This is a genomic window from Halogeometricum rufum (assembly GCF_900112175.1).
Classification (GTDB): domain Archaea; phylum Halobacteriota; class Halobacteria; order Halobacteriales; family Haloferacaceae; genus Halogeometricum; species Halogeometricum rufum.
Genome location: NZ_FOYT01000001.1, coordinates 1,706,920 through 1,718,868 on the forward strand (window position 1 = coordinate 1,706,920; position 11,949 = coordinate 1,718,868).

An 11,949-nucleotide genomic window follows, 5' to 3' on the forward strand; every position below is an offset into this window, starting at 1 on the left:
CGGCGGCGTCAGTCCTCGCCGGACTCGTAGTGTTCGCCCGCCGCCTCCGGGATGCGGGTGCGGCCGACGAGGGCGAGGACGACGATGACCGTCACGTACGGGATGGTCTGGATGAGCGAGTCGGGCACGGTGTAGCCGGGGACCTGCTGGAGGCGAATCTGGACGGCCTCCAGTCCGGCGAACAGGAACGACGCGCCGAACGCGCCGATGGGGTTGTAGTTGCCGAACAGGTAGGCGACGATGGCGATGAACCCCTTGCCGTTGACCATCGTCTGGTTGTTCCCGAGGAACTGGCCGAGTCCCAGTGAGAGCGCCGCGCCGCCGATGCCGGCGAGGAAGCCGGACAGGAGGGCACTCGCGTAGCGGACCCGCGACACGTCCACGCCGACGGTGTCGAGGGCGCGCGGGTTCTCGCCGGAGGCGCGCACGTGACTGCCGAACGAGGTGCGGTTGAGGACGAACCACGAGGCGGGCACGGCGACGAGCATCGCGTAGACGGCGGGCGTGGCCGTGAAGACGGCGCCGAAGAAGGGGATGTCCGAGAGGACCGGAATCACCCACGTCGGCAGCGACGTGCCGATGTTGTCCGTGTTGACGCCGCCGTAGTACACCGTCGCGGCGAACGGCGCGAGACCGAGGGCGATGAGCCACACCGCCAGCCCGGCGATTATCTGGTCGGCCTTGTAGCGGATACAGACCACCGCGAACAGCGCGGCGAACAGCACCGAGGCGAGGATGCCCGCGCCGAAGCCCACCCAGAGGTTCGGGACGAACAGCGTCGTCCCGTCCGGACCGATGATGGAGGGGACGAGGATGGCGACGAACGCCGAGATGATGAGCAGTCCCTCCAGCCCGATGTTGATGACGCCGGACTTCTCCGCGAAGATGCCGCCGAGGGCGGCGAAGACGATGGGCACCGAGAGGCGGAGCGCCGACGACAGCGTGCTTCGCTCGGTCAGTATTGAGGCGAGGTTCGCCCAGATGCTCTCGGGGAAGACGAACCCGAGGAGACCGATGAGGACGAAGACGCCCAGGGCGCCCCCGACCAGCGTCTCGCGGTACGACCAGTCGCGTTCGAGGAGTCCGGAGAGTCCGGTCTGCGTGCTCATCGCTCCTCACCTCCCGAGGCGGGTTCGCCGCCGTCCGTGGCGACGGCCTTCGAGTCGGGTTCCTCCAGGTCCACGACGTTCGTCCCGATGGCGCGGAAGAACTCCGGCATGGCGACGAACAGGATGATGAGACCCCGGAGGACGCCGACGAGTTGCTTCGGGACTCCCGTCTCGAACTGCACCGCGAGCGACCCGGACTTCAGCGTGCCGAACAGCAACGCGGCCGGGAACACCCCGAGCGGGTTGTTGCCCGCGAGGATGGAGACGGTGATGCCGTCGAAGCCGAGGGCGGGCACGCCCGTCTGCCACTTCCCCATCACCATCAGGACCCACACCGCGCCGCCGACGCCGCCGAGGGCGCCCGAGAGCATCATGCTGCTCACGACGGTCCGTTTGGCGTCGACGCCGCCGTACTCGGCGGCTTCGGGCTGGATACCGCTCGTCCGCAGGTCGTAGCCGTACGACGTGCGTTCGATGAGGAACCAGATGGCGGCCACCAGCGCGAGTGCGAACACGAGAGTGAGAACCGCGAAGTCACCGCCCCGCGGGAAGACGACGGGAGCGAGCGTCGCGTAGCCGGGGAGCGGCGCCGTCTCGACGACTTGCGAGTCGGGGTTGCGGAAGAACTGCGAGACGGCGACGAACGCCAACTGCGCGGCGATGAAGTTGAGCATGATGGTCGTGATGACCTCGTTCGCGTCGGCGTACGCCTTCAGCGCCCCGGGGATGGCCGCGTAGAACGCGCCCGCGGCGGCGCCGGCGAGGACGCCGACGGGGACCAGAAGCACGCTCCCGGCCAGTCCGCCGGGGACGACGGGGACGAGAGTGCCGACGACGAGCGCCGTCACCAGTCCGCCGACGACGAGTTGCCCCTGCGTCCCGATGTTGAACAGGCCCGCGCGGAACGCCACGGCGACGGAGAGGCCCGTGAAGACGAGCAGCGTCGTCTCCTTCATCGTCAGCGCGACGCTGAAGTTCAGCGGGTTCCACTGCGACGTGAACAGCGCCTTCGTCACGAGCGGTCCGGTGAACGTCAGCGCGCCCGTGAACGGACTCCACGCGGGGTTGACGAGGGGCCCGGACATGATGGCCGGGTTCAGCGGGTTGCCGAACGCCCCGTTGAACAGTACGAAGTAGACTTCGAGAGGGTCGTAACAGAAGCCGAGGCCGAAGTAGACGGCGGCCGCCTGCGAACAGGTGGTGATGCGGCCCGACGCGAGGATGAGCACCGCGCCGACGAGAATCGCGAGGACGAGGGCGGCGAGGCTGATGAGCAGGCGTTCGACGCCCGAGAGGGCGACGATTCGGCGGAGCATCGACCTGACGGTCCGGCGCGCGTCGGCGGCGGCGCTCATCGGTCAGCCTCCGTTCCCTCGTCGGCGGCACCGCCGTCGGCCACCGCGTCTTCGGTCTGCGACTCGGTCTCCGGGCGTTCGCCCGCCATGAGCAGACCGATCTCCTCCTCGGTGACGTTCTGCGGGTCGACCACGTCCATGAACTCGCCGTCGTGCATGACGGCGAGGCGGTCCGACAGCCCCTGCACCTCGTCAAGTTTCGAGGAGACGAGGAGGACGGCCTTGCCCGCGTCGCGGAGTTCGAGTAGTCGGTCGTGGATGAACTCGGTCGAGCCGATGTCGACCCCGCGGGTCGGGTGCGTGGCGACGACGAGTTCCGGTTCCCGTTCGAACTCGCGGCCCACGATGAACTTCTGCTGGTTGCCGCCCGACAGCGACTCGGCGTCCGCGTCGGGGTTCGGCGGTCGGACGTCGTACTCGCGGATGATGTCCTCGGTGTGGCCGCGGGCCGTGTCCCAGTCGATGTTGCCGCGGGTGGCGAACGGCGCGCTGTGTTGGCTGCCGAGGATGCCGTTCTGCACGAGGTCGAACTCCATCACCAGCCCCCGTTCGTGCCGGTCCTCGGGGATGTACGCCATCCCGGCGTCGATGCGGTCCGAGCGAGGCGCGCGGGTGATGTCCTCGCCGAGGTAGGTGACGTTGCCCTCGGTGGGTTCGCGGAGTCCGGTGATGGACTCGATGAGTTCGGACTGGCCGTTTCCGTCCACGCCGGCGATGCCGAACACTTCGCCCTCGCGCACGTCGAAGGAGACGCCGGAGACGGTCTCGATACCGCGGTTGTCCTCCGCGGAGAGGCGGTCCGTCGAGAGGACGACGTCGCCCGGTTCGGTCGGGTTCTTGTCCGTCTGCAGGAACACTTCGCGGCCGACCATCAGTTCGGCGAGTCGTTCCCGCGAGGTGTCCTCGGTCTTCACGGTGCCGACGTTCTCGCCGTCGCGGAGGACGGTCACGTCGTCGGCGGCGTGCATCGCCTCGCCCAGCTTGTGGGTGATGAAGATGATGGTCTTGCCCTGCGCCGTCAGTTCCTCGAAGACCTCGAACAGGTCCTCGACCTCCTGCGGCGTCAGCACGGCGGTCGGTTCGTCCAGGATGAGGATGTCGGCGCCCCGGTACAGCGCCTTGAGAATCTCGACGCGCTGTTGCACGCCGACGCTCACGTCCTCTATCGTCGCCTCCGGGTCGACGTCGAACCCGTATCGCCCGGACAGGTCTCGCACGTCACGCCGCGCGCCCTCTCTGTCGACCGCGAGCCCGAACCACTTGCGCGGTTCGTTCCCGAGAACGATGTTCTCGGTCACGGTCATCGGGTCCACGAGCATGAAGTGCTGGTGAATCATCCCGACGCCCGCGTCGATGGCGTCTCGGGGGGAGGAGAACTGCCGCTCCTCGCCCTCGATGACGACGCGCCCCTCGGTCGGCCGGTACAGACCGTAGAGGACGTTCATCAGCGTCGTCTTCCCCGCGCCGTTCTCTCCGAGAAGTGCGTGCACCGTGCCGCGCTCGACGGTCAGGTCGACGTCATCGTTGGCGATGACCCCTGGGAACCGCTTGGTGATTCCGTCGAGGTGGACCGCGGTGGTCATGTTATCCACCACTCTCGCGCGTTCGTTTAAACTCGTTTGGTTTCGAGCCGGTCGCGGCACCGAGACAGTTAGATTTCGGAAACGTCCGGCGCCGAGACGGCGGTCCGGCGGGCGGCGAATCTGACCGCGACCGACAGCGGTCGCTCGCGACGCCCGTCGGTGTCGCCGTCCCCGCCGTCGCGAAAGAAGTCGTGCGTGTGGTCGCGTCGTCGCCGCGGGTGCGACGCCGTCGTCGTCGCGCGAGCGCCGTCTACTCCATCGACGACGGGACCGAAATCTCGCCGTCGATGATGGCCTGTCGGCTCTCGCTGACCGCCGTCTTGACGTCCTCGGGTATCTCGCCGCCGATTTCCTGCCCGTAGACGCACTCGATGCCGTTCTGGTCGAGGCCGAGCGTCGTCGTCTCGCCGCCGTTGTACGAGTCTTCGACGACGTTCTCGACGGACGTGAACACGGCCGTCTCGACGCGCTTGACCATCGAGGCGAGGATGACGTTCGCGTAGTTCGGGTCGGTCCGCGACTGGTCGGAGTCAACGCCGATGGCGAACTTGCCCTGCTCCTGTGCCGCTTGGAAGACGCCGAGACCCGTCCCGCCGGCCGCGTGGTAGACGATGTCGACGCCGTCCTCGTACATCGAGGTGGCTATCTCCTTGCCCGCCGCGGAGTCGGAGAACGACCCGGCGTACGCCGCCGAGATACTGATGTTCTCGTCGGCGTGCTTGACGCCGGCCTCGTAGCCCGCCTGGAACTTCTTGATGAGGGGGGCTTCGACGCCGCCGACGAAGCCGACCTGCGTCGAGTCGCCGGACGTGGCGCCCGCGCCGGCCTCGAACTGCTGGGTCGTCAGGAGACCCGCGAGGTGACCGACGAGGAACGACCCCTCGTGCTCCTTGAACGCGTAGGAGGCGACGTTGTCGCGGTCGATGACGTCGTCGACCAGCATGAACTTCTGGTCGGGGAAGTTCTGCGACGTCTCCTGCAGCGCGGACTTCTGCGCGAAGCCGATACAGCAGACGAGGTCGTAGTCGGGGTTCTGCGACTGCGCGAACCGGCGCTGGAACGTCGGGAACTCCTCGGCCGCCGAGGGTTGCGCCTCGTTGTACGCGACGTTCAGTTCGGACTGCGCGCGTTCGATGCCGCGCTTGGCGGCGTCGTTGAACGACTTGTCGCCCAGACCGCCGAGCGCGTACACCATGCCGACGTTCGCGGCCGGGCCGCCCTCCTCGGTGGTCGCCTGCGTCGTCTCCGCGGACTCGGTCTCGGTCGTCTCGGCGCCGCCCTCGGTCGCCGTCGAGTCGCCGCCCTCGGTCGGTCCGCCGCTACACCCTGCCAGACCTGCGATACCCGCGACACCTGTCGCCTTCAAGAACTTGCGTCTATCCATCTCTATGGACACCTATACGGTTAGCCGACGCGAGATGGCCATAAGTGCGTCGCTTCCATTCTCGATTCTGTGAATGCGTCGGAGAAATACTGACGAACGGCTACTACGGGGGTGCTGTGCCGAACGTTCTCACAGTTAGCCGGCGGATTCGACGGCCGCCTCGACGACGTCGGTGGCCGCCTCGACGAGGGCGTCCACGTCGTCGGCCTCGGCGTAGACGCGCACGTACGGTTCGGTGCCGGAGGGGCGGACGAGCACCCACGACGCGTCCGGCCGTTCGAGGCGGACGCCGTGTTCGGTGTCGACGTCCGCCTCGGGGAACGCCTCGGGGAGCGTCGTCTCCAACGTCGCCATGGCGGCCGTCTTCCGTTCGTCGGGGCAGGCGACGCTCACCTTCCGGTAGGGGCGTTCCGTGACGGGTTCGCGGAGGGTCGAGAGCCCGGACTCGGCGACCAGACGGGTGAAGACGGCCGCCGAGGCGACGCCGTCTATCCACCCGCCGAGTCCGGGGTGGATGTGCTTCCACGGTTCGGCGGCGAACACCACGTCGCCGCCGCCGGCGCGCGCGGCGGCGATGCCCTCGTGCAGTGCGCCGAGGCGAACCCGTTCGACCCGGCCGCCCGCCGCGCGGACCCGTTCGTCGATGCGGCCCGACGCGTTCGGCGTCGTCACGACCACCGGGTCGTCCACGTCCGCGGCGCGCACGAAGTGTTCCGCGAGGACGGCGACGACGGTGTCCTCGTGGACCACCTCGCCGTCCGGGCCGACGACGACGATGCGGTCGGAGTCGCCGTCGTGGGCGATGCCGAAGTCGAAGTCGCCGCCCGGGGTCGTCTCGTCGTCCGCGAGGAACGCGCGGAGGTCCGTCAGCGTCTCGGCCGTCGGCTTCGACTCCCGGCCGGGGAAGTGGCCGTCCACCTGCCCGTTGAGGGTGACGGCGCGCGCGCCGAGTTCGCGGAGGACCTGCGGCGTCCCGAGCGCCGACATCCCGTTGCCGCAGTCCACGACGACGTTCAGGCCGTCGGCGTCGGCGCCGTGCTCGCGGGCGTACGTCACGACGGTCTCGCGGTAGTCGCCGAGGACGTCGACCGACTCGCTGTCGCCCCACCGGTCCCACGGCGCGGCCGACGGGTCGGCGGCGACGCGTTCCTCGACGCCGCGTTCGAGCGTCCGGTCGTACTCCTCGCCGTCGCGGAACACCTTGACGCCGTTGTCCGTCGGGGGGTTGTGCGACGCGGTGAGCATGACGCCACGGCGGCCGCGCGAGGCGAACGCCAGCGCCGGCGTCGGGAGGACGCCCGCGCGGCGGACGTCGGCCCCGGCCGATTCGAGGCCCGCCTCGACGGCGGCGGCCAACGCCGGCCCGGTGGTCCGTCCGTCGCGGCCGACGACGACTTCTGGGCGTCCGCCCGACTCGACGGCGTCCAACCCGACCGCACGACCCACAGACAGCGCGAGTTCCGGCGTGACGCGCGTCACCGCGTCGCCGCGAATCCCGGCGGTACCGAAGAGTTCCATACGAGCGAATCGACCGCCCGCCACTTAGATGGCTTCGATTCGCGGACTCCGGCGCGGCCAGCCGATATTTGGTACTGGGACGTGAAGGCGGCGGCATGAGCGACGACCGAGTGCGCGCGCACGTCCACGTCACCGGCCGTGTGCAGGGGGTCTACTACCGAGCCAGTACGCGAGACGCCGCCCGCGCCCGCGACGTGGACGGGTGGGTGAAGAACCTCGACGACGGCCGGGTCGAGGCGGTGTTCGAGGGACCGGAGGACGCCGTCGAGGAGATGGTGGAGTGGTGCCACACCGGGAGCGAGGCCGCCGACGTGGAGGACGTGGCCGTCGAGTACGAGGGCCCAGAGCAGGAGTCGGGCTTCCGCGTCCGGTGGTGAGGGCGCGTTTCGCGCCCGGTAGCGCCGGCGGTCCGGGGCGGCGGCCCCGCGAGAGCCGACAGTATAAGGTCCTGCGGTCGACTGAGACGGTATGCACCGTCGCTCGGGGACCGACCGCGCCGGGTTCGGCGTCCTCACGTACTTCTACGGCATCGTCTCGCTCGTCGGCCTCGTCGTCACCGTCGGCACCGGCTTCCTCCTCGTCCGCGGCCCGTTCCTCGGCGGGGCGTTGCTCGAACCGGTGCCGTTGATGCTCGCACTCGCCGGATTCGTCGTCGGCATCGTCGTCCTCACGTGGGGGGCGACGCGCGCCGCAGGCGTCGGGTCGCGCGTCTGAGTCGCCGGAAACGGCGTCGGTGGGCGTCGTTCGGTCAGTTCGTCGAACGCCTCTCAGAACCCGAACGCGTCGAGGACGGCGTCGTGCGCCTCGCCGTTCGAAGCGACCAGTCCGTCGCTGTCGTGTCGCCACGGGTCGCCGTTCGCGTCGGTGACGGTTCCCCCCGCGGTCCGAATCATGTGGACGCCCGCCACGGTATCCCACGGGTTCGACTGTCCGACGCCGAGAGCGACGTCTATCGACCCGGCGGCGACCATCGCCAGCGTCACCTGCGCGGAGCCGATGCGCCGCATGTCGCCGAACGCGGCGAAACAGGTGTCGACGACGTCGAGGTAGCGGTCCCGGTTGCCGTCGTGGACTCTGAGCGTCGGCGCGACGACGAACCGCTCGGGGTCGGACTCGTCGCTCACCGTCGTCGGCACGCCGTTCTTCCACAGCGTCTCGTCGTCCGCGACGTACCGGTCGCCGACGGCGGGGCGCGTCACCGCCGCGGCGACGGGCGCGGCGTCGCGGACGGCGGCGACGGCCTGACACCACGCGGTGAAGCCGTGCAGGTAGTTGGTGGTGCCGTCGATGGGGTCGACGACCCACGCGTCGCCCGTCTCCGGTATCTCTTTCGGCGTGTCTCCCTCCTCGCCGACGACCACGTCGTCGGGGTAGTGGCCGGCGATGGCGTCGAGAATCTCGTCCTGCGCGGCCGCGTCGGCCTCGCTGACCACGTCGGTCTTCGAGGACTTCTCTTCGACCTCGATGTCGCGTTCGAACATCCCGAGGGCGACGTTCGCGCCCGCGGAGGCCGCCGTCTCGGCGACCCGTGCTCTGTCAGTCACGGTTCGGGTGTCGGCGAGCGTGGAGAAATAGTCTCCGGGGGCGGCGAACGGTGCGGACTCCCGGCGAGGAGACGAACGCTCAGATGTCGCTCATCGTCTGTATCGCGCCCTCTATCATGCGCGAGAGGATGTCGGCCATCGCCGTGTCGGCCGACCAGATGGCCGTCTCGTCGCTCCCCGGCGCGTCCGAGAGGACGGAGAGGAGGACGGCTCTGCTGTCCACGAGCAGGACGCGCCCGGTGAAGTCGGCGGGCGGGTCGTCGTGAGGGCAGGACGCCCGCACGTTCGAGACGTCCGCGAACAGGTCTCGCACCGCCTCGCTCTCGCTGACGACGTTCACGCACACGCCGGCGTCGGCGCGTTCGCGAAGCGCGTCCACGAATTCGTCGGTGACGAACGACGGGTCCGGCGCGGCGTACACCACTCGCTCCGTCGCCCGTTCGACGAGTTCGACCGCCCGGTTGTTCACGGGTTCGTGTCCGCGGACGGTCCACACGTCGTCGCGCGTCTCGCCGGCGGCGCGCTGTTCGCGCGCCGCTTCGAGGTAGTCGAACGCGCGGTTCGTCTCGCGCTCGATGTTCTCCGCGAGACTCCGCCGGGCGGCGTCGAGGCTCACGGGTCGGTACCGCTTCGGCGTCGACTGCTGGAGTTCGACCAGCCCGAGGTCCTCCAGTTCCTCCGCGGCGCCGTACACCTGCGACCGGGGGACGCCGGCCACGTCGTGTATCTCCTTGGCCGTCCCGACGCCGAGGCGTTGGAGCGCGACGAACACCCGCGCGGCGTAGTTCGACAGGCCGAGTCGTTCCAGCGACTCCACGGCCTCGTGTTCGCTCGGCCGGTCGTCGCCTCCGCCGTCGTTCGTCTCGGTCATCGCGTCTCTCCCCCGTCGGTGGTTGCGTCGGATGAGGGTTGCGCATCGACGACCCCTCCGTCCGTCGCGAGTGCGTCGGAGTCGGGGTCCGACTCCCCGTCGCCGGCCGCCCCCTGTTCGGCCATTGGTACGTCCGGGCTCTCGTTGGCGAAGCGGTCCCAGACGACGAGCGCCGACGGCAGCACCACCAGCGACGCCAGGAACGAGTAGACGATGGAGAGGGCGGTGAGGATGCCGAACTGGCCCAGCACGGACAGCACGGACAGCACGAGGACGCCGATGCCGAACGCCGTCGTGAACATGCTGCCCATGAGTGCGCCGCCCGTCCCGACGACGGTCCGCCGGAGCGCGGTCTGCAGGTCCGTCTTCTTCCGCTCGTCGAGGAAGCGGTGGACGACGTGGACCGAGTAGTCGATGCCCAGCCCGATGGTCAGCGAGAGGATGGTGGCCGTGAACGCGTTGAACGAGATGCCTATGAGCCGCATCGTCCCGGCGACGCCCGCCACCGACACCACGATGGGGACGAGGTTGGCGAGGGCGATGGACGGCAGGCCGTCCAGGACCCAGTAGATGAACACGAGGAACACCACCGTCCCGCCGAGTGCGAGTCCAAGACTCGTCACGGCGGAGTTGAAGATGAGGTCGGACACCTGCTGGAAGACGACGGTGTTGCCCGTGGCGACGGCGTCGAACCGGAACCGGTCGGCGATCTTGCGGGCGTCCGCCGTCACCTCCTTGTCGGAGGCGTCCGCCGAGGTGGTGTAGACGACGCGGGCGCTCCGGTGGTCCTCGGCGAGGTAGCGGTCCACCTCGGAAGACACCGGCGACGTCTCCAAGTAGTCGTATATCTCGTCGAGGTTGTCGTCCGGCACGCCGTTGTCGTTCACGTCGTTGCGGTTGACGAGGGCGGCGAACTCGGGGTCCTCCTCGGCGTAGTCTCTGATGACGGTGACGATGCTCGTCGACTCGGCCCGTCTGTCCTCGGAGACGAACGACCCCGGTGGGTCCTCGCCCGCGCGGTGAATCTGCTCTAAGGCGGCGTCGTTCTCCATCCGCCCCTCGAGGTATATCGTGACCGACCCCCCCTGCGTGCTGGTGAACTTGTCTTCGAGGAAGTTCAGCGTTCCGACGACGGAGTAGTCGGAGGGGGCGAACGGTTCGGGCAGCGCCTTCAGGAGCGGCGACACCTCCTCCGGCGGGAGGAAGTCCTCCTGCGAGAACGACGTGTCGACGCCCGTCGCGTACCCCGCCGCCCCGACGCTGAGCAGGAGGGTGAGGACGAGGAAGAGGACGGGTATCCGGTTCGAGATGGTGACGCCGACGCTCAGCGTCTCGCCGAGCGCCGACCCCTCCTGTCCGAGCGGTTTCTGGCTGAACGTCGGGATGGGCCAGTCCTGCTTGCGGCGGTCCATCCACACCTTCGCGGCGGGCAGGAAGATGCCGAAGATGAGGAACGTGAACGTGATGCCGACGCCGGCGACGACGCCGAAGTCCCGAATCGGGGGCAGGTCGGAGGCGAGGTTCGAGAGGAAGCCGATGACCGTCGTGCCCGTGACGATGAAGAACGCGACGAGCAACTGGTCGGTCGCCACGCGCATCGCGTCCTCGATGTCCAGCCCCGTCTCGCGGTCCTCACGGTAGCGGTTGATGGCGTGGATACCGAAGTCGATACCGACCGCCAGCAACAGCGGCGGGACGGAGATCATGATCTGGTTGAACGGGATGCCCGCCAGCCCGAGGAAGCCGAACGTCCAGACGACCGCCATCGCGAGCGAGAACGTCCCCAACAGGAGGTCGAGGAGGTCACGGTAGGCGACGACGAGGAACAGGACGATGAGGATGACCGCCGCGGGCGTGACGATGAGCAACGAGTCGGTGATGACCGTCCCGAACTCGTCGGAGATGATGCCGCTCCCGAACACGGTGATGTCCCCGGGCGAGTTGTCGACGATGCGCTGTATCGTCAGCTGAATCGGCGTCAGCGGACTCGACCCCGACTGTCCCGCCGACGAGGAGACGTCGGTCGTCAGCGAGTGCTGGACGACGCCGATGGTCGAGGACGCCGACGCGCTCTGCGCGTTGAAGTCGTTGCTCAGCGTGCCGGTGAACGCGGGGTTGTCCGCGTTCGCTCGGACGGCCGCCCGGACGTCGCTCTGCGTGGCGCGTTCGAGCGTCGTAATCTGGCGTTCGAGCGTCGTCGCCTGCGGGTCGATGGTTCGGGCGACCACGGCCGCGGCCGAGGACGTGCCGCTGACGCGCAACGTCGGTTTCTCCTCGATGCGCTCCTGCGTCCGGAGCATCGCGAGCAGCGACTGCCTCGAGAGGACGTTCGGACTCCGCTGGATGAGCTGTGTGCTGCCCGTGTTCTCGCCGAACACCGGGAGGAACTCGTCGTTTATCTGGTCGAGGGCGTCCTGCGCGGGGATGTCCTCGGCGAACTGCTGGGTCCCCGACTCGGTCGAGACGCTCCCGAGACCGACGGCGAAGAGCGCCGTGACGAGGAGGAACGCCAGTATGACCCTCCCGGACTGCTCGACGATTCGGTCGTCGACCCAGTCGACGATGCGTTGGTAGTCGTAGTTCAT

The 11,949-nt window shown here is 68.8% G+C and carries 10 protein-coding genes; 2 read left to right on the plus strand and 8 right to left on the minus strand.

The features are described from left to right. Positions 1-8: 8 nt before the first annotated feature. From BM310_RS08810 to BM310_RS08830, 5 genes are all read right to left on the minus strand, one after another. Complete coding sequence (locus BM310_RS08810) at positions 9-1,109, minus strand: ABC transporter permease (protein ID WP_089806585.1); 1,101 nt, start codon at positions 1,107-1,109, stop codon at positions 9-11. Then, positions 1,106-2,464, minus strand: coding sequence for an ABC transporter permease (locus BM310_RS08815; protein WP_089806586.1), 1,359 nt, complete (start codon positions 2,462-2,464; stop codon positions 1,106-1,108). Before BM310_RS08815 ends, BM310_RS08810 begins: the two co-directional genes overlap by 4 nt. Next, a complete protein-coding gene (locus BM310_RS08820; protein ID WP_089806589.1) occupies positions 2,461-4,047 on the minus strand; it encodes an ABC transporter ATP-binding protein in 1,587 nt (528 codons plus the stop codon). The genes BM310_RS08815 and BM310_RS08820 overlap by 4 nt, the downstream gene beginning before the upstream one ends. Before the next feature lie 250 nt (positions 4,048-4,297). Further along, positions 4,298-5,431 (minus strand): BMP family lipoprotein, encoded by a 1,134-nt coding sequence (locus BM310_RS08825; protein WP_089806591.1) that lies wholly within the window; start codon positions 5,429-5,431, stop codon positions 4,298-4,300. A gap of 135 nt (positions 5,432-5,566) precedes the next feature. Next, positions 5,567-6,949: a phosphohexomutase domain-containing protein gene (locus BM310_RS08830; RefSeq protein ID WP_089806593.1), complete on the minus strand. Its 1,383-nt coding sequence runs from the start codon at positions 6,947-6,949 to the stop codon at positions 5,567-5,569. A 95-nt stretch (positions 6,950-7,044) separates the two neighbouring features. Here BM310_RS08830 and BM310_RS08835 point away from each other — a divergent pair, with 95 nt between their 5' ends. Together BM310_RS08835 and BM310_RS08840 are read left to right on the plus strand one after the other, a co-directional pair. Next, positions 7,045-7,326 carry an acylphosphatase gene (locus BM310_RS08835; protein WP_089806595.1) on the plus strand — a complete coding sequence of 94 codons (282 nt, stop codon included), beginning with the start codon at positions 7,045-7,047 and terminating at the stop codon, positions 7,324-7,326. A gap of 91 nt (positions 7,327-7,417) precedes the next feature. Next, the gene (locus tag BM310_RS08840; RefSeq protein WP_089806597.1) at positions 7,418-7,663 is read left to right on the plus strand and encodes a hypothetical protein; all 246 of its coding nucleotides are present in this window, start codon (positions 7,418-7,420) and stop codon (positions 7,661-7,663) included. 53 nt (positions 7,664-7,716) lie between these two features. On the opposite strand, the gene BM310_RS08845 is transcribed toward BM310_RS08840, so the two are convergent. The 3 genes from BM310_RS08845 to BM310_RS08855 form a co-directional block, all read right to left on the minus strand. Further along, positions 7,717-8,493, minus strand: coding sequence for an inositol monophosphatase family protein (locus BM310_RS08845; RefSeq protein ID WP_089806598.1), 777 nt, complete (start codon positions 8,491-8,493; stop codon positions 7,717-7,719). Between the two features lie 79 nt (positions 8,494-8,572). Further along, positions 8,573-9,364, minus strand: coding sequence for a TrmB family transcriptional regulator (locus tag BM310_RS08850; protein WP_089806600.1), 792 nt, complete (start codon positions 9,362-9,364; stop codon positions 8,573-8,575). Next, positions 9,361-11,949 (minus strand): efflux RND transporter permease subunit, encoded by a 2,589-nt coding sequence (locus BM310_RS08855; protein ID WP_089806603.1) that lies wholly within the window; start codon positions 11,947-11,949, stop codon positions 9,361-9,363. Before BM310_RS08855 ends, BM310_RS08850 begins: the two co-directional genes overlap by 4 nt.